The organism is Streptomyces sp. (assembly GCF_019510245.1).
GTDB lineage: Bacteria > Actinomycetota > Actinomycetes > Streptomycetales > Streptomycetaceae > Streptomyces.
This window is the reverse complement of record NZ_JAEKKT010000235.1, coordinates 1-23,820: the sequence shown is the minus strand read 5'-3', so window position 1 is coordinate 23,820 and position 23,820 is coordinate 1. Positions and strand designations below refer to the sequence as shown.

22 protein-coding genes and 5 pseudogenes are annotated in these 23,820 nt (G+C 71.7%); 11 read left to right on the top strand and 16 right to left on the bottom strand.

Annotation, left to right across the window (positions count from 1 at the left end; translation table 11 throughout):
• Positions 1 to 126 precede the first annotated feature (126 nt).
• The 4 genes from JF597_RS46090 (at position 127) to JF597_RS46075 (ending at position 4,854) form a co-directional block, all read left to right on the top strand.
• Positions 127 to 681, top strand: coding sequence for a helix-turn-helix domain-containing protein (locus JF597_RS46090; protein ID WP_294011117.1), 555 nt, complete (start codon positions 127 to 129; stop codon positions 679 to 681).
• Positions 682 to 816: 135 nt separating this feature from the next.
• Positions 817 to 1,203: a transposase gene (locus tag JF597_RS46085; RefSeq protein ID WP_294011115.1), complete on the top strand. Its 387-nt coding sequence runs from the start codon at positions 817 to 819 to the stop codon at positions 1,201 to 1,203.
• Between the two features lie 326 nt (positions 1,204 to 1,529).
• Positions 1,530 to 2,060 (top strand): TetR/AcrR family transcriptional regulator, encoded by a 531-nt coding sequence (locus JF597_RS46080; protein WP_294011113.1) that lies wholly within the window; start codon positions 1,530 to 1,532, stop codon positions 2,058 to 2,060.
• A gap of 151 nt (positions 2,061 to 2,211) precedes the next feature.
• Positions 2,212 to 4,854: a glycosyl hydrolase gene (locus JF597_RS46075; RefSeq protein ID WP_294011111.1), complete on the top strand. Its 2,643-nt coding sequence runs from the start codon at positions 2,212 to 2,214 to the stop codon at positions 4,852 to 4,854.
• Between the two features lie 54 nt (positions 4,855 to 4,908).
• Here the strand turns inward: JF597_RS46075 and JF597_RS46070 are convergent, their stop codons facing one another.
• Entirely contained in the window at positions 4,909 to 5,439 is a 531-nt protein-coding gene (locus JF597_RS46070) for a hypothetical protein (RefSeq protein ID WP_294011109.1), read from the bottom strand.
• Positions 5,440 to 5,963: 524 nt separating this feature from the next.
• On the opposite strand from JF597_RS46070, the pseudogene snpA reads away from it, so the two are divergent.
• Positions 5,964 to 6,617: pseudogene (gene snpA / locus JF597_RS46065) on the top strand (snapalysin); the annotation flags it as partial.
• 241 nt (positions 6,618 to 6,858) lie between these two features.
• On the opposite strand, the gene JF597_RS46060 reads toward snpA, so the two are convergent.
• Positions 6,859 to 7,395, bottom strand: a complete 537-nt coding sequence (locus tag JF597_RS46060) for a TetR/AcrR family transcriptional regulator (RefSeq protein ID WP_294011107.1) — start codon at positions 7,393 to 7,395, stop codon at positions 6,859 to 6,861.
• 23 nt (positions 7,396 to 7,418) lie between these two features.
• Between JF597_RS46060 and JF597_RS55855 the strand changes: the two are divergent.
• Positions 7,419 to 7,550: pseudogene (locus tag JF597_RS55855) on the top strand (ATP-binding protein); the annotation flags it as partial.
• Positions 7,551 to 7,885: 335 nt separating this feature from the next.
• Here JF597_RS55855 and JF597_RS55850 read toward each other — a convergent pair.
• Together JF597_RS55850 and JF597_RS55845 are read right to left on the bottom strand one after the other, a co-directional pair.
• Complete coding sequence (locus JF597_RS55850; protein WP_366916546.1) at positions 7,886 to 8,098, bottom strand: glycoside hydrolase family 15 protein; 213 nt, start codon at positions 8,096 to 8,098, stop codon at positions 7,886 to 7,888.
• A gap of 243 nt (positions 8,099 to 8,341) precedes the next feature.
• A complete protein-coding gene (locus JF597_RS55845) occupies positions 8,342 to 8,689 on the bottom strand; it encodes a glycoside hydrolase family 15 protein (RefSeq protein WP_366916545.1) in 348 nt (115 codons plus the stop codon).
• A gap of 242 nt (positions 8,690 to 8,931) precedes the next feature.
• Here JF597_RS55845 and JF597_RS46050 point away from each other — a divergent pair, with 242 nt between their 5' ends.
• The 4 genes and pseudogenes from JF597_RS46050 to JF597_RS46035 form a co-directional block, all read left to right on the top strand.
• Positions 8,932 to 9,621, top strand: coding sequence for a HemK2/MTQ2 family protein methyltransferase (locus JF597_RS46050; protein WP_294011105.1), 690 nt, complete (start codon positions 8,932 to 8,934; stop codon positions 9,619 to 9,621).
• A complete protein-coding gene (locus tag JF597_RS46045) occupies positions 9,605 to 9,817 on the top strand; it encodes a CDGSH iron-sulfur domain-containing protein (RefSeq protein WP_294011104.1) in 213 nt (70 codons plus the stop codon). Before JF597_RS46050 ends, JF597_RS46045 begins: the two co-directional genes overlap by 17 nt.
• Positions 9,817 to 10,836, top strand: a complete 1,020-nt coding sequence (locus tag JF597_RS46040; protein WP_294011102.1) for an iron-containing redox enzyme family protein — start codon at positions 9,817 to 9,819, stop codon at positions 10,834 to 10,836. The genes JF597_RS46045 and JF597_RS46040 overlap by 1 nt, the downstream gene beginning before the upstream one ends.
• Positions 10,833 to 11,319: pseudogene (locus tag JF597_RS46035) on the top strand (Ppx/GppA family phosphatase); the annotation flags it as partial. The gene JF597_RS46040 and the pseudogene JF597_RS46035, both read left to right, overlap by 4 nt.
• Here the strand turns inward: JF597_RS46035 and JF597_RS55840 are convergent.
• Positions 11,320 to 11,794 (bottom strand): annotated as a pseudogene (locus JF597_RS55840) (zinc-binding dehydrogenase); the annotation flags it as partial. It lies immediately after the preceding pseudogene.
• 857 nt (positions 11,795 to 12,651) lie between these two features.
• Between JF597_RS55840 and JF597_RS46025 the strand changes: the two are divergent.
• Complete coding sequence (locus tag JF597_RS46025) at positions 12,652 to 14,013, top strand: mycothione reductase (protein WP_294011098.1); 1,362 nt, start codon at positions 12,652 to 12,654, stop codon at positions 14,011 to 14,013.
• A gap of 663 nt (positions 14,014 to 14,676) precedes the next feature.
• Here JF597_RS46025 and JF597_RS46020 read toward each other — a convergent pair.
• The 11 genes and pseudogenes from JF597_RS46020 to JF597_RS45970 form a co-directional block, all read right to left on the bottom strand.
• The gene (locus JF597_RS46020) at positions 14,677 to 14,946 is read right to left on the bottom strand and encodes a hypothetical protein (RefSeq protein ID WP_294011096.1); all 270 of its coding nucleotides are present in this window, start codon (positions 14,944 to 14,946) and stop codon (positions 14,677 to 14,679) included.
• A 651-nt stretch (positions 14,947 to 15,597) separates the two neighbouring features.
• Positions 15,598 to 15,885, bottom strand: a complete 288-nt coding sequence (locus JF597_RS46015) for an SCO5918 family protein (protein WP_294011094.1) — start codon at positions 15,883 to 15,885, stop codon at positions 15,598 to 15,600.
• Positions 15,886 to 15,944: 59 nt separating this feature from the next.
• Complete coding sequence (locus JF597_RS46010) at positions 15,945 to 16,280, bottom strand: hypothetical protein (RefSeq protein ID WP_294011121.1); 336 nt, start codon at positions 16,278 to 16,280, stop codon at positions 15,945 to 15,947.
• 151 nt (positions 16,281 to 16,431) lie between these two features.
• Positions 16,432 to 17,889 (bottom strand): DEAD/DEAH box helicase, encoded by a 1,458-nt coding sequence (locus JF597_RS46005; RefSeq protein WP_294011092.1) that lies wholly within the window; start codon positions 17,887 to 17,889, stop codon positions 16,432 to 16,434.
• 247 nt (positions 17,890 to 18,136) lie between these two features.
• Positions 18,137 to 18,343, bottom strand: a complete 207-nt coding sequence (locus JF597_RS46000; RefSeq protein WP_123975511.1) for a cold-shock protein — start codon at positions 18,341 to 18,343, stop codon at positions 18,137 to 18,139.
• A 597-nt stretch (positions 18,344 to 18,940) separates the two neighbouring features.
• Positions 18,941 to 19,330, bottom strand: coding sequence for an STAS domain-containing protein (locus JF597_RS45995; protein WP_294011089.1), 390 nt, complete (start codon positions 19,328 to 19,330; stop codon positions 18,941 to 18,943).
• Entirely contained in the window at positions 19,327 to 19,836 is a 510-nt protein-coding gene (locus JF597_RS45990; protein WP_294011087.1) for a DUF5994 family protein, read from the bottom strand. Before JF597_RS45990 ends, JF597_RS45995 begins: the two co-directional genes overlap by 4 nt.
• Before the next feature lie 273 nt (positions 19,837 to 20,109).
• A complete protein-coding gene (locus JF597_RS45985; RefSeq protein WP_294011085.1) occupies positions 20,110 to 20,490 on the bottom strand; it encodes a hypothetical protein in 381 nt (126 codons plus the stop codon).
• A gap of 115 nt (positions 20,491 to 20,605) precedes the next feature.
• Positions 20,606 to 22,417: a SpoIIE family protein phosphatase gene (locus JF597_RS45980; protein WP_294011119.1), complete on the bottom strand. Its 1,812-nt coding sequence runs from the start codon at positions 22,415 to 22,417 to the stop codon at positions 20,606 to 20,608.
• Between the two features lie 54 nt (positions 22,418 to 22,471).
• A pseudogene (locus JF597_RS45975) lies at positions 22,472 to 22,891 on the bottom strand (DUF5994 family protein); the annotation flags it as partial.
• 741 nt (positions 22,892 to 23,632) lie between these two features.
• Positions 23,633 to 23,820: DNA-directed RNA polymerase subunit alpha C-terminal domain-containing protein (locus JF597_RS45970; RefSeq protein ID WP_294011083.1), on the bottom strand; the 188-nt coding region annotated here is incomplete at its 5' end.

Here is a 23,820-nt window from a genome sequence, read left to right as displayed (position 1 = left end):
CTAGTGCTGAATTCCTCTTTCGCTGGGTATATGTCCTGGTGACGGGGCGGTTCGGTTGTTCGGGGCGGGTGCTGGACGGTGGTGTTACGGGCACGGCCGAGCCGTGACGAGAACGAGGAACGGCTCGTGCACCGGCTGGCGCGAGCGCGTAAGGCGCCGCGTGATCTGGTGTTACGGGCCCGGATGGTCGAGCTGAGCTGGGCTGGGCAGAGAGTGCCTGCCATCGCGGACGAGTTGAGGTGCAACCCCAAGACAGTTCGCCGGTGGCTGCACCGCTTCGATCGCTTCGGCCTGGACGGACTCGAGGACCTGGGTGGACAGGGCCGGAAGCGACGGATCACCGAAACGGAACGCCCGAGAATCATCGGCCTGGTCAAACAGCCGCCCCCAGGTCGACTGACCGTGCAGGGCGACGGCGAGCTGGCCGCGGCGGATGAGTGCGGGCCGCCGGAGTGGACCCTTGACGCACTGGCTGCCGAGGCCGGACGGATGGGCATCGAGGTCGGTCGCAGCCAGGTCCGCCGGATCCTGCTGGCTGAGGGGGTGCGCTGGCGCCGCACCCGGTCCTGGACCCGGTCGAGAGACGTGGACTTCGAGGGAAAAGGACACGGATCATCGAGCTCTGCACCTGCCCGCCCGAAGGTGCGACGGTCGTCTGCGCCGACGAGCTCGGACCGGTGATCCCCCGCACGTTCCCGCCGGCGCCGGGCTGGTCACCGGACGGGCACCGCATCAAGTCCGAGGTCGACTACGGCCGTGGGCCGGAGAAGACCTGGGTCTACGGCGCTCTGCGGGTGGGACGGACACGAAATCACCATGACCGCCTCGTTCCGCAACAGTGCCTTCTGCCAGCAGTTCCTTCAAAGGGCCGAGGGGGCCAATCCGGACGGCGGCATCTACGTGGTCACCGACAACCTGTCCTCGCACAACAGCCTGTCCACCCGAACCTGGCTTGAGGACCACCCCAGAATCCGGCACGTCTTCATCCCCGTCGGAGCCTGCTGGCTCAGCCTCCAGGAAGGCTGGTGGCGCATCTTCCGCAAGGCTGCCCTCGCGGGCCAGTCCTTCGCCGGACCCCCCGAGATCGACCAAGCCACTCGCCTGGCAACAGCCCAGCTCAATACCCGCGCCCGGCCGTGGGTATGGGGAAGACCCACCCCTTCAACCCGCGTCCTACCCCGCCGATACGTGTACTCCGTTTGAGGAATTCAGCACTAGTGACCTGAGTCGGAGATTCGTCGGCAGTAGGCGGCTACTTTGTCCAGGATCTCGTCGGCGGTCTTGGTCCAGATGAACGGCCTGGGGTGTTCGTTCCGGCGGATCAAGTCGGAGGAAGGCAGCGGCGCCTCATCAGTGCACGTGAGCGGGGTCTGGTGCGTCCAGCTGCAAGGCGGAGGAGGGAGTCGAGGCGGTGGGGGCACCTCCCGGCCGAAGGCTTGGGGACGTCGGCGACCGACGACAACGCCGCTGGGGTCCCCCCACGCCTTTGAGGCAGTGGGGGAGGGCGTGCCAGACCCCGCGTCTCCGGCATGATCCGCCGGACAGGCCCTAAGGCCGGCCTGGACCCGCCGGCCGTCGTCACGGCCGGGGCCGGCCTCGCCGACGAGGTGGGCTTCACCAACCTGACGATGGGCATGCTGGCCGAACGGGTGGGTGTGCGCACCCCGTCCCTCTACAAGCACGTGGGCGGTCAGGAGGACCTCAACCGGCGTATCGCGGATCGGGCGTTGGGCGAGGCCGCCGACGCCGTCGGCGCGGCCTTCCAGGGGCACGCGGGCCGCGACGCCCTGGCGGCCGCGGCCCGCGCCTTCGTCCTGGCGCACCCCGGCCGGTACGCCGCGACGATCGGCACGGAACCGTCCGGCCCCGGCGATCCCCTGGCCGTCGCGGGGCAGCGGCTGCTCGACGCGTTCACGGCCGTCCTGCGCGGCTACCGGATCCCAGAGCCCGACGTGGGCCACGCCCTGCGCACGCTCCGCAGCCTCTGCCACGGCTTCGCGACCCTGCAGGCGGACAACGGCTTCCAGTGGAGCTCCGGCATCGACGAGAGCTTCGAGTGACTGATCACCTTCACCGACCGGGGCCTGCGCGCCACGCGAGGGCCGTGAGTGACAGGTTCTGGTCAATATTTGGCCAAATACCGGATGCTCCCCGCCGCCGGTGATCGGGTGCTGTCCGTCGGCTGTAAAAACCGCCCCCCGGGAGGATCTGGTGTCAGCATCAACCCGCAAGAGACGGTGGCTCACGATCTGGGCCATCACCGCATCCGCCGCACTCGTCACGATACCCGCGGGCGCCACGCCCGGCGGGAACGGCAGCCCGTTCGGCGCCCGTACGCTTGCCCGACTCGCCGCCGCCCGGACACATTCGGTGGGCGCGATCACCCCCAAGGCCGCGGCCGAGGACGACGACGGCAACGAGGCCGACGAGATCGCCGAGGGCGCGGACCAGTACGCCGAGGCCCGCACCTCGCCCGGCGTCGTCGCACCCGGCGCGTACGGCGCCGCCTGGACCAGCCTGACGAACCTGCCGAGCACCAAGGGCAGTTGGCGCAACATCACCGACCTCCCGTACAACTCAGACGACTCCCGGTACCGCGACATCGACTCCAACTCCAGCGGCGGCTCCGGCAACGTCACCGGCCGCATGGCCGCGATCGCCGCGGACGACGACGGGTACGTCTACGCGGGCAGCGCGGGCGGCGGCGTATGGCGCTCGCGCACCGGCGGCGGACGCTGGCAGCCCATCAGCGACAGGCTGTCCTCCCAGTCCACCGGCGCGCTCACGGTCGACGGCTCCGGACGGCTGTGGCTGGGCACCGGCGAGGCCACCACCAACGTGGACGCCTACCTCGGCAGCGGCGTCTACGTCCTCTCCGACCCGCACCACGGCACCTTCTCCGCCCGCAGCAGGGTCGGCGGCGACGAACTGGAGTCCACCACCATCCACGAACTGCGCTTCGGCGGCGGCAAGGTGTGGGCGGCCACCAGCGAGGGCGTGTGGAGCCACTCCACCAGGAAGCTCACCGGCGCCTGGAAGCTGGAGTTCGCGCCCAACCCCGACTACCTGCCGGGAGGCTCACTGGCGAGCGATCCGTCGGCCCCGTACAAGAACATCGCCAACGACATCGCGATCGACCCCAAGGACCCCGGCAAGGTGGTGCTGGCCGTCGGCTGGCGCAGCGGTGACGACTACAACGGCTTCTACACCAAGGACGCCGACGGCACCTGGACCCGGATCACCAGCGGACTGGGCGACCTGCCGGCCGATGCGGACGACGTCGGCAACGTCACCTTCGCCCGCTCCGCCGACGGCTCCCGCTACTACGCCATCGACCAGTCACCGGAGCAGCTGAACACCAACCCGGACAGCGGCCTGGAGGGCATCTACGTCTCCAAGTCCGGTGCCCCGACCGGCCCCTGGACGAAGATCGCCGACTACCAGGGCCTGGCCGCCGACGGCTCGGCGCTGACGACGAGCGGCTACATGCCGGGCGTACAGGCCTGGTACAACCAGTTCCTCACCGTCGACCCGGCGAACGCGGAGCACGTCTACGCCGGCCTGGAGGAGGTGTACGAGACCAAGGACGGCGGCTCCACCTGGTCCACCGTCGGCCCGTACTGGAACTTCACCTTCCCCTGCTGGTCCATCGACCCGGCGAAGCAGACCGGCGACTGCAGCCAGACCACCCACTCCGACCAGCACGGCGTCGCGATCGGCCGTTACCACGGCAAGAGCTTCGTGTACGTCGGCAACGACGGCGGCGTCTACAAGCGCCCCGTCAACGGCTCCCAGGACGCCTCCGGCCACGCCACCGACTGGACCTCCCTCAACGACGGCACCATCGACACCCTGCAGTACTTCTCGGTGGGCATCGGCAGGGACCAGGACCACGGCGGCGTCTCCGTCACGGGCGGCCTCCAGGACAACGGCCAGTCGATCCTCCGCAGCGGCGACAAGGTCATGGGTTCGAACTTCGGCGGCGACGGCGGCGACACCCTCACCGACCCCGCCAACGGCTGCGACATCGCGCAGGAGTACGTCTACCTCGCGATCCAGGTGACCCAGAACTGCGCGGTGAACGACGGCAGCTGGACCACCGACGCCACCAAGGCCACGTCGTACAACGTGGCGCCGGCCGACAACGCCACCGGCGAGGCGCGGTTCATCGCCCCGCTCGCGGCCGACGCGGCGAACAGCTCGACGTGGATCGCGGGCGGCCGCCACATATGGGTGCAGACCCACGGCTACGCCATCCGCAGCGGTTCCGAGTGGACCAGCGTGTACGACCTCGGCGCCGGCCGCACCGCGACCGCCGTGGCCGCCTCGGGCGGCAAGGTCTACGCGGCCTGGTGCGGCCCCTGCAACAACCAGGGCTTCGCCCGCGGCATCTCCGTCGGCAACGCGGACGGCACCGGCTGGCACGACATCACCCTGCCGGCGGACGCCACCGTGCCCAACCGCTACCTCAGCGGCTTCGCCATCGACCCGAAGAATGCCGACCACGTCTTCCTCGCCGTCAACGGCTTCTCCCGGCACTGGACCGAGGGCCCCGGCGCGGGCGTCGGCCACGTCTTCGAGTCCACCGACGGCGGCACCACCTGGAAGGACATCTCCGCCGACCTCCCCGACGTGCCGGCCAACTCGGCGATCGTCCTGCCGAACGGCGGCCTCGCCGTCGCCACCGACCTGGGCGTCGTCTACCGGGCGCCGGGCCACACGCGGTGGCAGCGGGTCGGCTCGCTCCCGGCCGTCGCCGTGCTCCAGCTGAAGCTGGGCCCGGACGGCAGGACCCTGTACGCGGCCACCCACGGCCGCGGCATCTACACGATCAAGGTCCGCGATCTCCGCTGACGCCCACCGCGCGTCGACGGTGAGGGGTGACCCCGGTGCATCAGCGCACCGGGGTCACCCCTCCCGCGGATACGGCACCACGGCCACGACCAGCGTGAACGCGGCACCGGCCGCACCCGCCACGTCCGGCGCCTTCGCCAGAGCCGTGAGGGTGGCGGTACCGCCCCGGGTGCCCGCGCACCGCAGCGAGGCGTGCGCCGTGCCGTCCCCGTCCACCCGCCATCCGGACACCAGGACCGAGGCCGGTGCGGAACTCCGCGCCGCCGTCCACCTCCGGTCGTCCGTCCGGGGCTCCAGAACGAGCGACACCACCGTCCCGGGCCGTACGCACAGCCGCCCTCCGACCGCCTCACCGGCGGCGACGGTGACCTCCGCATGCCCGGCGGCACAGCTCCGCGCGGCGGCGGACGGCGAGCCGGCCGGGGAAGGGCTCCGGCCGGCGGGGCCGGAGGGCTCGGCCGAGGACGTGGGGCCGGAGGGCTCGGCCGAGGACGCCTTCCCCGCCGTTCCACCCCCCGCGGGCGCACCGCACGCCACCAGGGCAGCCGCCCCGACGACCACCCAGGTCCCGGTCCACCACCGCATCCCAGCACCTCCCGGTCGGTCTGTACAGACACCAGCGTGCCCCGCCGGAGCCGGGCGGGAGCGGCGCTCGGCCAGGCGAATTGCGGCCGGAAAAGCACGAAATAAACGGAAGCCCATGTTTTATGACGTCGGTCACAGCGTTCCACCACATAACCGGCACGCTTAGTAGACGCAGCATGGAAGACATTTGGCCATTTGTCCGTCTTGGGTGGGATGTGGGCACCGGCCCACCTGCCGGAATCACCCCGGGCCGACCGGCACGCCCATCGCCCCGCGCCCGCACGTCTTCTGACGGTACGGCAGCTTCTCCGCCCGCCGCGCTGCACGGACCGGAGACCCGCCCACCGTCCCGCCCAGGTGCCGGGACCTACGAGGCGGCGTAGTTGCGGGGACCCTTTGCGCTCCCTGTAAAGCCCTTCTAAGAATGGCGCCTCACAGGACGTCGCCATAGTTCGGAACCGGTGTTCACGCAGACCGACCACGCACCGGGCCCCGGCGTCACCAAGTGAGTAGGAGCCCCCCACATGCACACGTCCCGAACGTCCGCGCGACCCCTCGCACTCGCTCTCGCCGTCGGCGTGGGCCTGGCCTCCGGTGTGCTGGGCACGGCACCGGCGAGCGCCCGGACCGCCGCCGCCCCGTCCGCTTCCCGCGGTACCTCCGGTACCACCGTGGCGGGGTACGACGGGTCGGGCGACGAGGCCGCGAACAACAAGGCGTTCTTCGAGGCCGTGCTCAAGTCGGTCGCCCAGAAGCGCGCGGCCCAGCCCGCCGCGCAGGCGGTGACCATCACCTACGACGACTCCCGGGCCCCGAGCTTCCGTTCGCAGATATCGAGCGCGGCCGCGATCTGGAACAGCTCCGAGTCCCACGTCAAGCTCAAGGAGGCGGCCGGCGGCGCCGACTTCTCCTACTACGAGGGCAACGACTCACGCGGGTCCTACGCCTCCACCAACGGCCACGGCGGCGGCTACATCTTCATCGACTACACCCAGAGCCGGCAGTACGACTCGGTCCGCGTCGTCACCCACGAGACCGGACACGTCCTGGGCCTGGCCGACGACTACAGCGGGCCGTGCAGCGAGCTGATGTCGGGCGGCGGCCCCGGCCCGTCCTGCACCAACCGCTACCCGAACGCCGCCGAGCGCTCGCGCGTCGACCAGCTGTGGGCCACCGGAGCCGCCCAGGCCCCGGCCACCACGCCGAACCAGCCCTCCACCCAGCCGCGCATCGCGCAGCCGGGCACCACCCAGCCGGGCACCACCCAGCCGGGCACGACCCAGCCGGGCATCATGCAGCCGGGCACCAACCAGCCCGGCATCACCCAGCCGGGCACTCCGCCGGTCCTGACCGTGGTGCCGGGCCGGCTTCCGGGGACGCTCCTCGGCACGCCCTGGGGCTGATCGCCTTCCCGAGGCGTCATGCCGTGGTCTGCCATCCGGGTTCCAGGCTGTCGAGAAGCGCGTCGAACGCTCTGCCGGCCCGCTCCCAGTGGCCGTCCGCCAGCGGGGCGATCAGCAGGCCGAGGGAGGCGTCGGCCAGGAGGGTGGCCTGGGTGCACGCCCGGTCCCGGGACATGCCCAGGTCACGGAAGACGGAGGTGAACAGGCCGGTCCACTCGGCGACGATGCCGCGCATGACGGGCCCGTAGCGGTCGGGGTGCAGCACGCTGGCGCTCATGATCTCGAAGTAGAGAGGGAATGCGGCGCGGACGCCGGGGTCGCTGAACTGCCGCCACACCTCCTCCATGAAGCGGCGCAGGTCGGCGGGGCTCGCGGGCGGCCCGACGGCTTCCAGCAGCTCGCGGGTGCGCAGGAGGGGCCGGCGCTCGTAGATGTCGAGGGCCTCGGCGACCATCCGTTCCTTGGTTCCGAAGTAGTACAGGAGCATGCGGTCGCTGGTGCCGAGGGCCTTGGCGAGGGGCCGCAGGGACAGGTCCGCGATGCCGTTGCGCATGACGTACTCGCGGACCCGGTCGAGAAGACGGCCGGGGCATCGAGCTCCTCGACCTGCTCGCGGACGCCTGGGGCAGTGTCCGGACGGCCACCGGCAAGACCATGTGGTTCGAGCTACGGGCCGAGGACCGTCCTGACGAGACGCAGGCGGCGTGACGCCGACGCCGGAGGGCACCGGACGGTTCGGACACGCGGGCACCGCGCCGTGTGCGGCTGCCCGGGGCTCCGCCGCCCCGGCGCACCCGGAACAGCAGCCGGGCGCCCTGGGTCACGGTGCGCGGCCAGACCACGACGAGGCACCACAGCATCAGCGGGTCCGACGTGCGGAGCCGGGCACCGGCCCGCGCGGGAGCAGGGGTGCCGAGGGACCGGGTTCCCGTGCGCGGCCCGCTCATACCGCTGACCTGGTGGTCGTACGGCAGGAACCCCGAGGCGGCCGGCCCCGGCACCGGGGTGCGCGGCATGCCGGGCTTCCCCGGGCGGTCCCCCGCTCACAGCAGGAGCGCCGAGGCGTCGCCCAGGCGGACCGCGCACTCCAGCAGGAGGGCGTGGACGAACGCCTGGGGGAGGTTGCCGCGCGGCTGACGCCGGCGCACGTCGTACTCCTCCGGGAACAGGCCGGTCGGCCCGCAGGCGGTCCGGGACCGTTCGAACCAGCGCAGCGCGCGGGTCCGGTCGCCGAGGTGGTCGGTGGCGAGCGCCATGGTGAACCCGCAGAGCAGGAACGCACCCTCCGCCTCCCCCAGGGGGCGTCCGCCGGGACGAAACGGTAGAGGTGGCCGTCCTCGGCCAGCTGTTCCTCGATGAACCGGCGGGTGATGGCGTTGCTGGGATCGTCGGCGGCGGGCAGCCGCGGGCCAGCGGGGTGAGGAGGGCGGCGTCGTCGTCCTCAGCCCGGCGCCGGCGGCCGTCGGGACGCAGACAGCGGCGCCGGGTCTCGGCGAGGATCACCTCGGCAGCGGCCGCGGCACGGCGCGCCCGCGTGCCGCCCGGCAGCGCCGCCGCCAGGCGCCGCAGGCCGCACACACGACGCTCAGCCGTGACTGGGTCCACCAGCGGTCGTCCAGCTCCCACAGCCCGGCGTCCGGCCGCATCCGGTTCCGTTCCACGGCGTCGACCGCGACGGCGGCCGCTCGCTCCGCCTCGGATGTCAGCGTGCCGTGATAGGCAGCCGCGGCGAACAGCTGGAGCGCTTCCCCGAACGCGTCGCGCTGGAACTGCTCGGCGGCCTTGTGCCCGATCCGGTCGCTGCCGCCGGGATTACCGGTGAGCGGCAGCCGTCGCTCCCGCGGCACCGGGCCGCCGTCGACGGTGTACGCGGATGTTTCGTTACGACCGCTGCCCAGGGGTACCCGTGTGACACGACAGGCCGGATGCGGTCCCGCCCGTGCCCTCCCAGCACTCTGGAGAGCCCCGTGAAAACCCTCGTCATCAAGGCCACGCCCAAGCCCTCCCCCGAACCCTCCAGCGCCGAGGCGCCGGTCTCGGTGCCCGCCCAGCGGCCGCCGAAGGCGCAGGGCTGACCGGGGGCAGCGCGATGGCGACCGAGTCCCTCGTCCTCCCGCCCCGGTTCCGCGGCTGGATCCCGCCGGGCGTCTACCGGCCACAGACCGACACCGGGCTGCTCGGCCGGGCGCTGCGCCGGGAGCGGATCACCCACCGGACCGAGGTCCTGGACCTGGGCACCGGCAGCGGTGCCCTCGCGGTGGAAGCGGCCCGGCTGGGCGCGCGGGTGACCGCGGTGGACATCTCCTGGCGGGCGCTGGCCGCCGCCTGGTGCAACGCCCTGCTGAACGGCCAGACGATACGGGTGCGCCACGGGGACCTGGCGTCCGCCGTGCCGGGCCGCCGGTTCGACCTCGTGGTCACCAACCCGCCCTACGTACCGGCCCCGCCCGCCGACGGCCCGCCCCGGGGCCGCGCCCGGGCCTGGGACGCCGGTCCCGACGGCCGGCTGCTCATCGACCGGATCTGCACGACGGCACCGGCGGTCCTGCGCCCCGCGGGGCGCCTGCTGATGGTGCACTCCCACCTGAGCGGCGTCGAGGAGAGCCTGGCCCGGCTCCACGCGGCCGGGCTGCGCGCCCAGGTCGTCGACCGCACCCGGCTGCCCTTCGGCCGCGTCCTGTGCTCCCGGCTCGGCTGGCTACGCGAACGCGGCCTGCTGACCGACAGCGCCGGCCGGACGACGGAGGAACTGGTGGTGATCCGTGCCGAACACATCTGAACGCCCCCGCCGGATCCGCGTCCAGCGCGACGGCCCGCTCCTGGTGGAGGGGCCGGTCGAAGTCGTCGGCGACGACGGCGAGGTGCACGTCTCGCGGCGCTTCACGGTGGCCGTCTGCACCTGCCGCCGCACCCGGACCCCGCCCTGGTGCGACACCAGCCACCGCCGCCGTACGAAACCGGACGAGGCATCGTGATGACGCACGTACGACTCCCGCAGCCACGCGGCCTGCTCTCGGCCGCGCTCACCGCCGTACTGCGTGCACCGGAATCCGGGCTGCCACCGGTCCCCGCCGAGACCGACCCCTACGGCGACGACCTCCAACTCGCCCTCTACCTCCTCTACGAACTGCACTACCTCGGCTTCGACGGCGTCCCCGACGACCTCGAATGGGATCCCGGGCTCCTCGCCCTGCGCGCCCGGCTCGAGGACCGCTTCCTCGGCGCGCTGCGCGCGGACGTACCCATCGACGCGTCCGGCACCGCCGACCGGGCCCTGGACGAGCTCCAGCTGGAGCCGGTCGGCGAGGTCGACGGCAGCCTCTCCCACTTCCTGCGTGACCACGGCACCCTCGACCAGTTCCGCCAGTACGCCGCGCTGCGCTCGCTCTACCACCTCAAGGAGGCCGACCCGCACGCCTGGGTGATTCCCCGGCTGCGCGGACGGGCCAAGGCGGCGATGGTCGCCGTGGAATTCGACGAGTTCGGCGCCGGCCGCGCCGACGAGATCCACGCCCGGCTCTTCGCCGACCTCATGGCGGACCTGGGCCTGGACACCTCCTACGGCCACTACGTCGACGCGGCACCCGCCGAGGCGCTGGCCACCGTCAACATGATGTCCCTGTTCGGTCTGCACCGGGCCCTGCGGGGAGCGCTCGTCGGCCACTTCGCGACCGTCGAGATCACCTCCTCCCCCGCCTCCCGCCGCCTGGCCGAGGCCCTGCGCCGCATGGCCGCCGGCCCGGCGGCCGTCCGCTTCTACACCGAGCACGTCGAGGCCGACGCGGTCCACGAACAGGTCGTACGCCACGAAGTCGTCGCCGGGCTCCTCGCGGACGAACCGCAGCTGGACGCCGACGTGGTCTTCGGGATCCGCGCGACCGGCCACCTGGAGGACCGCCTCGCCGCCCGGCTGCTGGCGGCATGGCGCGACGGCCGTTCCGCGCTGCGCACGCCCCACATCACCCCGACCGCACCGGGTACCCAGACCGCATGAGAGTGAGCGTGGTCGACGCGGGCTCGAACACGGTACGGCTCGTCGCGTCGGACGTGACGGACGGTGTCCCGCTGCCGGTGCACACCACGGAGTGGAAGCTTCACCTGTCCGAACGGGCCGGACCGGACGGTCACTTCGGCGAACAGGCCGCCGAACACCTGGTCAAGGCGGTCGGCGGGGCCGCGGAGATCGCCGCCCGGTGGGGGGCGCCGGAGCCGTTGGCGTTCGCGACCGCCGTCGTGCGCAACGCGCAACGACCGCACGGACGTCCTGCGGGCCGTCCGCCAGGAGGCAGGCGTACGGCTGTGCGTGCTGCCCGGCGAATGGAAGGCCGAACTCACCCCCCTCGGGGTGCGGCACTGGATGGGCTGGCGAGGCGTGCCCCTGGCCGTCTTCGACATCGGGGGCGGCACCCTCGAAGTCGCCTTCGGGCGGGGCCGGATGCCGGAGTTCGCCGTTTCCCTGTCGCTCGGCGCGAACCGCTGCGGAGTGCAGGGCCTGCCGCATGGACTCGGCGGTGCCGACGCACTCCAACACGCTGTCCGCACCGATGCCGCCGGTCAGCTCCCTGCCTGGGCCACGCCGTCCTCACCGCGCTCGCAGGCGTTGTCGGTCGCGCCGAACTCAGCGGCCAGTTTCTGGCGGGGCTCGTGACGGCTCATCGCAATGACCCGCCGGGCACGCAGATCCTAGGCGGCGACGACCTTGCACAGACCGACCGCGCGGTGCGGACAATCCCTTACGGCAGTTCGCGCAGGTGTTGTCCGAGGTGGCGTGAACTGGCCCGGCTTGACGTGGGTGACCTCGGCACCGGCCTCCTCGACGATGCCGACATACTCTTCTTGTCCCATCGGGTGCGGGTCATCGATAGGCTCCGGTCCGCGGTACGGCCGCAGGTTCGAGCCGCACTCACGTTGGCGACCGTGCGGATGCCCGCGTCGGCGGGACGGCCGGTGATCGGGTCCTCACACGGGTCGCCGGGTCTCGGACCCGAAAAGGCCCGCTGCGAGGGGGAAAAGTGCCCCCGTACGGGATCGTCCGAGGTGAACGGGCGTGTCGCTACCGGGACCGCCGCAGCGCCGCGGGGCGCCGTCGTTCCTGGCGCGAGGCCGGAACGCCATCGGGCTCAAGGGGCGTAATCGCGCAGGAGAATTACGAACGTCTTGTCCAGACCGTCCTCGGTCTGCTCCGCGCAGAGCGCGCCGCTCGGCGCCAGTGCGGTGAGACGCTGGAGCGCAGCGGCGAGCGGCACGGCGAGGCAGTCGACCGGGCCTGCGCGGACCTCTCCGCGGTGCTGGCCGCCCTCGATCAGCTGCGTGCCCGGCGCCGTCAGCCGCCGAGTGGCTGCGGCCAGTTCTCGGGTACGGTGGACTCAGCCTCGTGGCCCTGACATCAGGTCGAGGGGGGCCGCCTTGGCTCGGCCCGGCAGGAGGGCGGCGCGCAGGTCTCCTTGGTGGCTACCGCCAACTTTGGGCTGCGCGGCATGAACCCACGATGACGTGGTCCTCTCGCGGGGTCGCGGTCCGCGCCCACTGCTCCAAAGACCAATGCGCGGCCGACATGGGCCGGTCAAGGCCGCCTTGCTGATCGCGGACGGAAGGCCCAGCCGTCGAGAATGCCGAGAATCATGGCAGGCATGACAGCCGTCCATGCCGGATCGGCATGGCGGAGGAGAAGATCGGCATTGGCGGTGCCGGAAACCGCGGGCCCACCATGGAAATGGTCGGCAAGGTGCCATGGGGCCGACGGTCCGCTCCGGTTGCCTCCTCGCCCACCGCGACCGCATCGGGTCTCGCGCCGGGAAGATGGGAAGAGATGAAACACTATGACCTCGTCGTGCTCGGGGCAGGCAGCGGAAATATGCTGCTCGGCCCGGAGACGGCGCACCTGCGGACCGCCATCGTGGAGCCCTCCCGGTTCGGAGGGACCTGCCTGAATCGCGGTTGCATCCCGTCGAAGATGTTCGTGGTGGCCGCCGACGTGGCCACCACGGTCAGGTCGGCGAAGCGGCTGGGCGTACATGCCGCGGTCGATCATGTCGACTGGAAGGCCATCCGCGACCGGGTGTTCGGCCGGATCGACCCGCTCCACGACAGCGCTGTCGCCTACCGCAGCCTTGCGACGGACGTCTACACCGAACCCGCGCGCTTCGTCTCGCCGACAGAGGTCGAGGTCGGATCGCAACGGATCAGCTCCGACTCGTTCGTCGTCGCGGTGGGCGCGCGTCCGGTGGTACCGGCGATCCCGGGGCTGGACGATGTCCCCTTCCACACCTCCGACACCATTATGCGGATCGAAGAGGTCCCCGAGTCCCTGGTGATCGTCGGAGGCGGGTTCATCGCGGCGGAACTGGGCTATGTCTTCGGTGCGTTGGGATCACGTGTCACGATCGTGCAGCGGGGGCCGCGGCTGCTGCCGCAGGAGGACGAGCAAGTGTCGGCCCGGTTCACGCAACTCGCCGCCGAGCGCCACCGGCTCCTGCTGAACACCGAGGTCACGTCCGTCGAGGCCCGTGAACACGGCGTCGCGGTCCACGTCGCCGGAGCCGCTGGGCGCGAACCGGGTGAGACGATCGAAGCAGCCGCGCTGCTCGTCGCTGTGGGCCGCCGGCCCAACACCGACCACCTCGACGCCGCGGCCGCCGGACTGCAACTCGACAAGCACGGCCACATCGTGACCGACGACGCCTACCGTACGTCGGTCCCGGGTATCTGGTCGCTCGGCGACGCCACGAACCACTTCCAGCTCAAGCACATGGCCAACGCCGAGGTACGGGTCGTGCGTCACAACCTGCTGCACCCCGACGACGTCCGCACCCTTGCCCACGGTCTGGTTCCGCACGCGGTCTTCTCCGACCCCCAGGTGGCCAGTGTCGGCCTGACCGAACAACAGGCGCGGGAGCGCGGAATCGACTGCCTGATCGAGGTTCGTGACTACGCCGACACCGCGTACGGCTGGGCGCTGGAGGACACCACCAGCTTCGTCAAGGTGCTGGCGGACCCCCGCGACCGGACGCTTATCGGCGCGCACATCATCGGCCCCCAGGCTGCGACGCTAATCCAGCCCCTGATTCAGGCGATGACGCTCGGCCTGACCGTGGACCAGATCGCCCGTGACGTCCTCTACATCCATCCCGCCCTCACCGAAGTGGTCGAACAGGCACTGCTGGCCCTCTGACGGGCAGCACTCTTCCGCTTCGCCGATCGCACGTGCGGTGAGACGAAGAGCCTCTGGCAGCCCGTGCGGCGAGCGGATGGCCGCACGGGCTGAGTGTCTCTGGATCCGGCTCTTTCTGCAGATCCGCGTGCCGTTGGCGGTCTGTAGCTGGGCAGTTGCGCGGCCGAACTGGGCCTGGTCACAGGGACATGACGATCGAAGCCGGTGGGGGCAGGCTACTTGGCCACGGTCATCGATCTGTTCTCCCGCCGCCTGCTCGGCTACGTGATGAGTGCCAGTCACGATGCCGAGTGGTCGTTGCCACGCTGCACATGGCCGCGGCAGCCCGCGGCAGGGATGTGAGCCGTCGTTATTCCACGGACTGCGGGAGCAAGGCCACACACGTCGAGGCCCGGACTCCCGCATCGCGACCTGGACCACGGCTTCTACATCAACCGACGGCTACGCAGGGTGCGCGGCTTCAAGAGCCCGGTCGACTACGAAGACGACCACTGGGGCGGCCTCAGCGAGAGATGGCCGTATAGGAAGGTCTCCATGATTCGCAGGGATTGACGTTTACCTCTTCGCCGAGCACGGGTGACCCATGTCGCGGCGTCGCGTACTGAGGCATTCGGCTGATCCCAGGAGCGGTCGGCTTCGCGGAGCTCGCTCTTCGCCGTACCGTCATTCCGCGACTTCGGCGGCAGCAGTAGGCTTGTCGGCTTCCTTGCGGCGGTAGACTCGCCCACCTCCTTGTCCGCGTCGCAGCCGCGTGGGTGGCCGTGCCGGCTCCGCAACGGACCGGGTCGACGACGAACTGCTCGGTGAACCGTCCGGGTCGCGCCGGACAAGGTCGAGGTTGGCCTGGGCGGTGGCCTGCTTGACCGCGGCCAGTGCGGCGATCAGGTCCGGGAACTGGGCGATGGTCGAACCGGTGCTCGTGAAATTCTCCACAGCCCGCACGGTGTGGATGCCCCCGGCGCCACTTCACTTCGGCGTCGGCGTTCCAGCCGGTCGCCGCTTCGGCTAACTGGCCGCCACGAAAGAGCCGGCGATGTGTCCGCCGAGTTCGGAGCAGTGGCGTCCGGAGAGTTCGCCGTCGGCGCATGACGGCGCTGAGTTGGTCGTGCTGTGCGATGGTGCTGCGGCCTGCGAGCAGGGTGGAGAACGTTTCACGTGGAGCCGGTGACGGGGATCGAATGCGCGCTCTCAGCTTGGTAAGCGACGGCGCTCGGCCCGGCATGCAGGTGCTGACCTGCAGAGGTCCTCACTTCCGCGAAGGGCCAAGAAGTGGGCGTGGTCGGCGGCGGGCGGGTCCGCCGTCTGGTCGGCGGCGGTCCTGGAGCCGTGCGGCCAGGCGCGGGCGCGGGCGCACAGGTGCGGGACTGCCGGCTGCGGCTCGGACAGGCCACGCCGGTTGCCGCCGACAGCCTCGCGGCGACAACCGGAGGGCGGGTCGTACCGGGCCTCGCTCGACTTACGGCTCACTGCCGAACCATCGGCCTCACGGGACGCGGTTCGCGCGCCCGGCCCGCCACGATCCGAGTACCACGTGCTTCGGTGTCCCAACCCGCAGAGGAGGCGTCACCTGCTCCCCCTCGAGCCTCACCAGCCGGGCATGTCCCCTTCGTCCTGCGCGTACCGGGCCGACGCGACCGGGGGCGCATCGTGGCAGGTGAAGCCGAGCCGGGTCAGTGCCCGGCGCATCTCGGCCACCGTGAAGTCCCGGCGGTTCTGCCTGGTGATCACTTCCCCGACCTGCATCACCGGGTAGGGGCGACGGTCGATGGTCACGGACACGCCGGTGACGGGTTCGGGCGTGATGCCGCTCATGGACTGTTCGACCTCCCCCTTCGTCAGGTCGAAGGGGAAGCGGGCGATGACACAGCGCATGAGTGCCTCCACAGGGTTGGGGAAGAAGAACGCCGGAGAGATCGGCCGTGCGAGGGCGGTCAGAATGTGAGAGCGAGCACGCCCAGTGCGTAGCCGTGCTCGTCGATCACGGGGGACACGTCCAGGGTCCGGCCCCGCATGGCGGCCTGCGCCTCGCCGAGCTCGGCCATGGACGCCGTGAACGGTCCGCGGTCGAGCGGAATGTCCCGCAGCCGCGTCCGGTCCCTGAACCACGAGCCGCCGCGGTGCGCGGCGAGCTGGGCCCGGGTGACCAGTCCCGTGCACCGCCCGTCCTCGTCCTGGAGGAGCAGATGCGGGACGCGTGCACCGATGATCACGGACAGGGCCACGTCGACGGCCATGTGGTCATCGACCTGCGGCCCGGGAGCGTGCATGGCGTCGCGGGCGGTCAGACCGGTGCCGTGGGCACTGTCGGCCTGCTGGGTTCGGGGCGGAAACGGCGTCAAGGGCTTCTCCTCGTCGTCGGGGCGGGCAGGACGGACGACAGCCCGTTCCGACCGCAGGGAGCGCATACCCGGGTTCGGGCTATGGGTGGTTCTCCCGGGCAGGCCGGCGGCCCCGGGCGGCCACGCTGCCCCCGCGATGCCGTCCTGCGGAACCTTTGCCCTCACGTCGTCCGTCGGCCGGCGCGGCGAGGGTCACGGGCACGCCGACGGGGGTCCGGGCGCCGGTGATGCGCTGCAGCTCGTCCTCGCCCGGCCGGATCCGGACGGTACGCGGAGCGATGCCGGCGTCCGCCATCAAGCGGTCCACCGCGCGACGCTGGTGCGGGAGGACGAGGGTGACGACCGTGCCGGACTCGCCGGCGCGTGCCGTACGGCCGCCGCGGTGGAGGTAGTCCTTGTGGTCGCCGGGAGGATCGACGTTCACGACGAGGTCGAGGCCGGCGACGTGGATCCCGCGGGCGGCGACGTTGGTGGCGACCAGAACCGTGACGTGGCCGTCCTTGAACCGGGCGAGTGTCCGGTCGCGCTGTGGCTGCGACTTGCCGCCGTGCAGGGCCGCGGCACGTACCCCGACGGACAGCAGGTGTGTGACGAGCCGGTCCACCGCGTGCTTCGTGTCCAGGAACATGAGCACACGGCCGTCGCGGGCGGCGATCTCGGTCGCGGCGGTGTCCTTGTCGGCGTCGCGCACGTGCAGCAGATGGTGCTCCATCGTGGTGACCGCCCCCGCGGACGGGTCGACCGAGTGCACGACGGGGTCGTGGAGGTAACGGCGCACCAGGAGGTCGATGTTGCGGTCCAAGGTGGCGGAGAACAGCAACCGCTGTCCACCGGAGGGAACTCGGTCGAGCAGGGTGATCACCTGTGGCATGAACCCCATGTCGGCCATCTGGTCGGCCTCGTCCAGCACGGTGACGGCGACCTGGTCCAGGCGACAGGCTCCTCGCTCGATCAGGTCCTTGAGGCGTCCGGGCGTCGCGATGACGACCTCAGCGCCGCCGCGCAGCACACTCGCCTGACGGCCGATCGACACACCGCCCACCACGGTGGCGAGCCGCAGGCGCAGGGCGCGGGCGTACGGCGCGAGCGCCTCCCCGACCTGCTGGGCCAGTTCACGGGTCGGCACGAGGACCAGAGCGAGCGGCTGCCGGGGCTGCGCCCGCTGCCCGTCCAGCCGGGCCAGCACCGGCAGACCGAAGGCGAGTGTCTTGCCCGAGCCCGTACGACCGCGGCCCAGAACGTCACGGCCCGCCAGCGCGTTCGGCAGCGTGGCCGCCTGGATCGGGAAGGGCACGGTCACGCCCTCGGCGCCGAGAGCGGCCTGCAACGGTGCGGGCATGGCCAGTTCGGCGAATGTCCGAACCGTCGGCAGCGGCTCGGTGAGGGTGACCGGCAGGGCGAACTCCTGCCGGCGCGGGGCGGGGCGGGCGCCCTGGCCGGTCTTTCGTCCGGTGCCCGGACGGGGGCCCTGGAGGCTTGCCCCCTGCGTACGGAAACGGCTGCCGGAAGCGCCGCCGGCACGACGGGTGCGGTTCATCGCGGAACCTTCCTCGATGCGGCGTATCGAGGAATTCCGTCCGGCGGTGACAGCCGCACAAGGATTCTCAAGAATGCCGAAGAAAAAAGCGCGGAGAGCCGGCCTGCTCTGTGTCCGGGCCGGATTTTGCCGCGGTCCGGAAAATTCGGAAAGCGGGCAGAATACATGGAACGGGGCCCGCACCCCAGGAGTGCGGGCCCCAGTCCGTGATGCGCGAACCAGCGGCTCGCGACGATGCGCGTCAGTGTCAGGCGGCGACGATGTTCTCGGCCTGCGGGCCCTTCTGGCCCTGCGTGACGTCGAAGCTGACCTTCTGGCCTTCCCGAAGCTCGCGGAAGCCACCGTTGCTGATGATGTTCGAGTAGTGGGCGAAGACGTCAGCCCCGCCGCCCTCCTGCTCGATGAAGCCGAAGCCCTTTTCCGCGTTGAACCACTTCACGGTGCCAGATGCCATATTGAATCTCCCTTGAGGCAGTGCCGGACTCCGCGTTTTGCGGAGCCGAGTCGCCGCGATGATTACCTCTCCGGAAAGACTTGGAGAGTTCTGCAAAGAGAAATCCCTGGCAACCAAAACCGCAACTGCTATCACGTTAACACAGGCCGGAGAGAAAAGGGCGGGCGTTTGGGGGGCCTCCGGTAATACTCATCCCGCTCCGGTACGTATTTCTGTGGTGGCGAGACCAGGTATCTGCGCCGCGCTCGTCCAGGTCCCGACGTATTTCCCGGTTCAGCCGGAGGGCGTCGTCGAGCCGGGGCGCCCTGCAAAGGGCCCGGGCGGGCCCGGCGCCGCTCCCCGAAGGAGCCGGAGCCGTCCGTGTCGTGCGGCAACCCTGACTCAGGCAGACACGGATATATGGGCTTGCTGACACAGGTTTCCTCTCCCCTCCGGCAGCACTCAGCTCGTGGAGCGGCACGGTTGCGGTGTCGGACCGGCGGTGGAGAGAAGCGATGCGGCAACCCGTTCGGTCGCCTGCGGCGGCAGGACCAGCATGTCGGCGCGGTCCGTCGTCCTCGGCCGCCGGGAGCGCGTCGGCTCGGCTCGCCGGTGCGGTCACCGGGGCTGTCCCGGCCGCTGCGATGTGCCGTTGTCGGCCGTTCGTCCGTCCCAGGCGTCCTGGGCGCTGGCGTACGCGGGAAAGCGGTCGAGGAGACCGCTGCAGCGCAGGACCAGGTTTGTCGTGTGGTGGTCGTGGACGAGGCGAGTCCAGCCGCCCCTGGCACGGCAGTCGGCCCACGCCGCGCACAGCGGCGTCAGGATGCTGCAGTCGGTGAAAGTCACCCTGCTCAGGTCCACGATGAGGAAGAGCCGGCCGTGCCGAGCCGCACGAGCCTCGGCCAGAGCGCGGGCCAGCGGCTCCACGGTCTGCGCGTCCAGTTCTCCGTATGCGTGGACGATGCGGCATTCGTCGAAGAGCGCGGGCGCCTCACTCCGAGCGGTCAACGGCCCGCGGGGAGTGATGATGTGAGGTCGTCTGCCGCACCCGGCCGTAAGCGCACCCGGGCTGACGTGCCCCCTTCCGCCTCTCCTGCCGCGGTCCCGAGGCGACCTGTCTCGGCGAGCGCCAGCATCCGCGAGGCGGTCAGCGGGTTCTCGGGGTCGGCCGCGGCGGCCAGCAGCCGGGCCGCCGTTCCGGCGGGCTCCTCGGGCGGGACGACCATGAGCACCCAGCGCCCCACGGTGCCGCAGTCCAGCGTGATGACGTGTGCCTCGCTTCCCGGTCCGGCCGGCTCCACCGCGATCTCGCGGCCGGGCGCCATGACCGTGTACGGGGTGTCGGGCCATTCGGCGGGGTCCACGGCGACCCGTACCTCGGCACCCGGTTCCGGCTCCAGCATGCCTACGAGAGCGGGAAGTTCGAGTTCCAGCGCGTCGCAGTGCGGCCACCAGGCCCCGTCCAGCGGGCCGTGGCTGACGTCCGGCGTGAGGGTCACTCGTGGCTGGGGCATGCGGTACGTGCGTGCCTCGGCCGTGGGATCGCTTTCGGCCGGTGTTCCGACGGGTTCCATTATGCGGTCCGTTCCGGGAGTCGCCGGGCGACTGCCCGTTCGTCACTCGCCGGGAACGGCACCGCCGGTCGCGTTGCGCGAAAAGCTCTCGGTACGGTCACGATACCTCCGGTCGGGGTGAAGGCGGCGAGGCGTCGGTCGGCGCGGGGTTGCGCTCGACGGCGCCGTGCGGGAACCGCGGCCCGCATCCCGGTTGCCCTATAGGGGGTGTCTTCAAAGGGTCGGTTCCGAAGCGGGGTGCGGCGGGTGACGGGCGGCGTCGGCGGCGAGCGCCGAGCCGCACCTGCTGCACCGGATCTGCCGGCTCTTCGCGGCGGCGGGCGCCGCCGTCCCGGTCCTCGGCTTCGCCACTGCCGGCAGCCTCGGCGTGCTGGGCAGCGGCTGCCCGGCGTCCGGGCCCTGCTCTCGCTGCGCCCGCTCGGCCCCGCTCGCCTCCCGGGCGGGCCAGTAGGCGGCCTCGGCGACGACCTCCATCCGGCGGGCGGCCCGGAGGACCGCCAGGGGCGCGGTCTTCTCGAGCTTCTCCAGCTCCGAATGGAGGCGGGCCGGCAGATCGGTGACCCGGCCCGGCAGGGCGACCGGCCCGCGGGCCACCTCGGCGGTGCGACTGTCCCATTCGTCCCAGCAGCGGTCCGAGTGGACGTCCGGGACGACGGGGCCGTTGGGACACTGCGGTCCTGGGGATGGCGGAGTGCCGGAGACGACACCCTCACGGCCTTGCCGCCCGTCCCGCGCAGCCCGTCGCGTACGGCTCGCCCCAGGTCCGGGGTCCGGGCAGGCGCACGGCGAGGAGGGCGATGTCGTCGGTGCTGCCCGGGGGCATCCGGGCGGACAGCTGGTCGCACAGGGTGTCCAGCGGTTCGTGGACGAGGGCGAGAGCATGCCGGCGCAACCGGCCGAGCCCGGCCCCCAGGTCGCTCCCGGGAGCCTCGATCAGGCCGTCGGTGTAGAGCAGGAGCGTGGACCCCGGCGGCAGTGCGACGGCAGCGCTCGGCCGATGACCGGCGTCATGCAGATGTGTGCCGAGGATCAGCCCCTGCCCGGCTTCGAGGTACTGCGCGTTCCCGTCGGGCGTGAGCAGCAGGGGCGGGGGGTGCCCGGCACTGGTCCAGCGAAGCGTCCACGGGCCGCTGTCCGGGCCTTCCAGCCGGGCGAGGACGAGGGTCGCCATCGGCACGCTGGTGACGGCGTGCATGGCGCCGTCGAGACGGTCCACGACGGCACCGGTCGACTCCGTGCGGTCCCAGACGAGGGAACGCAGGACGCCCTGCAGCTGCGCCATGCCGGCCGCGGCGGTCAGATCGTGGCCCACGACGTCGCCGATGACCAGGGCGAGCGTGCCGTCCCTCAGAGAGAACGCGTCGTACCAGTCACCACCGACCTGCGAACCGGCCGGAGCGGGCTGGTAGCGGGCGGCGAGCTGGACCCGCCCGTGCCGGGGCAGCGGGGGGAGCAGGTTGCGCTGCATGGCTTCGGCGACCGCGCGCTGGCGGCCGAACCGGCGGGCGTTGTCGATGACCGGGCCCACCCGGCGGCCGATTTCGCTCACCACGTCCACGTCGCCGCTGTGGAAGGGTCGCGCCGGGTCGGTACGCACCAGGGTCAGGGCACCGGTGACCTTCCGTCCGGTGCCCAGCGGCACCGTGATGACAGATGTCGCGCCGGTTGCCGCCAGAAAGGCACTGTGGACGGCGGCCAGGGGCGAGTCGGCCGGTACGTCCACGTCCGGCGGGTCCTGCAAAGCGGAGCCGCCTCCGTTCAGCACCTGGACCAGGGGCGAGTGGGCTGCTTCCCCGTTCGACGGAAGGTGACCGTGCCAGTCCTCCTGCCGGGCGTCACGGCCCTCGGGGCCGGTCACCGCCGCCCGGTGCACCTGACGAGGGCCGACCCGCAGGTCCACCGCCACCCAGTCGGCAAGACGGGGCACCAGGAGCCCGCCCAACCGGGCAAGGGCCTCGTCCACCTCAAGGGTCTGCCCGAGCACGTCGGTGATCTCCGCGACGAGTGTCAACCGCTCGGCGAGATCCTCCAGAGCACTCGTCCGGGCGGCTCGCTCCTCGTGTTCGGCCCGTTCCGCCTGCCCTGCGCGTTTCCGACGGCCACGGCGGTCCGGCGCGGCCTCGACGATCAGTACGGCCATGCCCGCAGAGCCGCCGCCGTCCGTGAGCGGCGTGGCCGACCAGGAGATCGGGATCAGCCGTCCGTCACCCCGCAGACACCTGTCGTCGTCTCCCCGCTCCGAACGTCTCTCGCCCAGTGCCCGCAGCAGCGGGCAACGCTCTCGTGGGATCCGGGAGCCCCCCGGGTCCCGATGGCACAGGTCATGCAGGTCCTGGCCGTGGACCGCCGCTGCCGGGCGTCCCAGCAGCCGCTCGGCGGCCGGATTGACCGCGATGATCCGCCCCGCGGGGTCCAGCACGGTCACGGCCGTGCCCAACTGCTCGACCACCCGCTGCCACAGACCCGGCTCCGCCGTGGGCGGCCGCCACTCCGGCTCTCCGCCGGGCCTCACGTCCTCCACCAAGGCGCCCACCCCCTCACGGGACACTGCGTGGCCGGGGCCCGGCCCCCGGGGTCACGGCAACTCCGGAGCCCTGATGGTGCCGTGCGAGAGCCCGGCCGCCCGGTTGCCACGACGATCCGTCGGCGGCCCGGCACCTGCTGCTGCAACAGCCGAGCCGGCCGGCCGGACCCGACCACCGCCGGTGCCGAGCAGGATCTGCCCGGCCTGCCACAGGTTGTCGGTTCGCACCGCAGCGGGCATCGCGGCCCTCGCCGAGAGCAGGGGCGCGTCCGTCGGGATCACGAACAGCGAGAAGTGGCCGGGGCCGCCACGGGTCACGAGGGCGCTGTCGTCCCCCACGGCGGACGAATCGATACGCAGGGCGCGACCGCCGGCGGTCACCCGGGCAGGCGGCTCGTCCCAGCCGTCGAGGTCCTGGCCGACGCGGGCGTCGGTACCGAGCCGCCCGGTCAGCACGGCGGTGGGATGTCCGGCACGGAACCACCACGTACCGTCGGGGACTCCCCCGCGGTCACGGGTGGTCGTGAGCCGCCGGTGCCCCGTTCCGGGCGGGTGGACCCGTACGTGCCGTCCGCCAGGAGTCCTGCCGAAGGAGGTCGGTCGGGGACGGCCATGGAACTCACCTGCCTGTCGGTTCCGGCAGGCCGCCGACCGCTGGTGGCGGTGAGGGGGCGGCTGCCGCCGAGGGCACGACGACTCCTCGCCGCCCTCGCCACCACGCTACTCCCCGCCCGCGGCCGCGCACCTCCCGCTGATCAAGAAACGGGCTTCGGACCCGGCGGTTGCCGGTGCAGGGCAGCCGACGAGGCGCCACCTGCTGTGCGGCGCGGTACCGATCGGACCGATCTCCGTGACGGAACCCGGTGGGTCCGACCCCGAGATCGCCGCGGCCCTCGTGGGCGGCAACACCGTGACGCAACACCGTGACGAACCACACCAGCCGCGTCCTCGCCGAAACCGGCTCCCCCGACGGCGGCCCGGCCATCCGCTGCACCCGCCACCGACGGATTCCCGGGCCCGACCGGTGTGCCGCAACGCATTTCCGCGCGCCGTCGCCCACGCCGCCGCCGTACGCGCTTCGCCTGCCGGCGAGCGCGTACGCAGGACAAGGCCGAGGCGTCAGCGCCGGGGGCCGTCGGGGAGCGAGGCGGCCGGCCGGTGTTCATCGCCGACTCCGCCGCCTTCCCGGCCCCCCGCGACCCGGCGCAGCGTTCAGTACTGCTCGGTCTCCATGAAACCCGTGCTCCCGTTGTCGTCCGCGCCGAAGGCGTCAGCCGCAGCGGTCGGGTCGAATCCGGGCGGGCTGTCCTTGAGGGCCAGGCCCATGCCGGCCAGCTTCGCCTTGACCTCGTCGATGGACTTCGCACCGAAGTTACGGATGTCCAGCAGGTCCGCCTCGG

Bases quoted from the DNA above. Each gene is read 5' to 3' on its own strand.
- JF597_RS46070 (WP_294011109.1), bottom strand. From the start codon at position 5,439: ATGCGGTGGTGGACCGGGACCTGGGTGGTCGTCGGGGCGGCTGCCCTG.
- JF597_RS46060 (WP_294011107.1), bottom strand. From the start codon at position 7,395: ATGCGCAACGGCATCGCGGACCTGTCCCTGCGGCCCCTCGCCAAGGCC.
- JF597_RS46025 (WP_294011098.1), top strand. From the start codon at position 12,652: ATGAAACACTATGACCTCGTCGTGCTCGGGGCAGGCAGCGGAAATATG.
- JF597_RS46085 (WP_294011115.1), top strand. From the start codon at position 817: ATGACCGCCTCGTTCCGCAACAGTGCCTTCTGCCAGCAGTTCCTTCAA.
- JF597_RS46010 (WP_294011121.1), bottom strand. From the start codon at position 16,280: ATGCACGCTCCCGGGCCGCAGGTCGATGACCACATGGCCGTCGACGTG.
- JF597_RS45990 (WP_294011087.1), bottom strand. From the start codon at position 19,836: ATGCCCCAGCCACGAGTGACCCTCACGCCGGACGTCAGCCACGGCCCG.
- JF597_RS46050 (WP_294011105.1), top strand. From the start codon at position 8,932: ATGGCGACCGAGTCCCTCGTCCTCCCGCCCCGGTTCCGCGGCTGGATC.
- JF597_RS46005 (WP_294011092.1), bottom strand. From the start codon at position 17,889: ATGAACCGCACCCGTCGTGCCGGCGGCGCTTCCGGCAGCCGTTTCCGT.
- JF597_RS46040 (WP_294011102.1), top strand. From the start codon at position 9,817: ATGACGCACGTACGACTCCCGCAGCCACGCGGCCTGCTCTCGGCCGCG.
- JF597_RS55850 (WP_366916546.1), bottom strand. From the start codon at position 8,098: ATGGCGCTCGCCACCGACCACCTCGGCGACCGGACCCGCGCGCTGCGC.
- JF597_RS46015 (WP_294011094.1), bottom strand. From the start codon at position 15,885: ATGCGCTGTGTCATCGCCCGCTTCCCCTTCGACCTGACGAAGGGGGAG.
- JF597_RS46000 (WP_123975511.1), bottom strand. From the start codon at position 18,343: ATGGCATCTGGCACCGTGAAGTGGTTCAACGCGGAAAAGGGCTTCGGC.
- JF597_RS46080 (WP_294011113.1), top strand. From the start codon at position 1,530: ATGATCCGCCGGACAGGCCCTAAGGCCGGCCTGGACCCGCCGGCCGTC.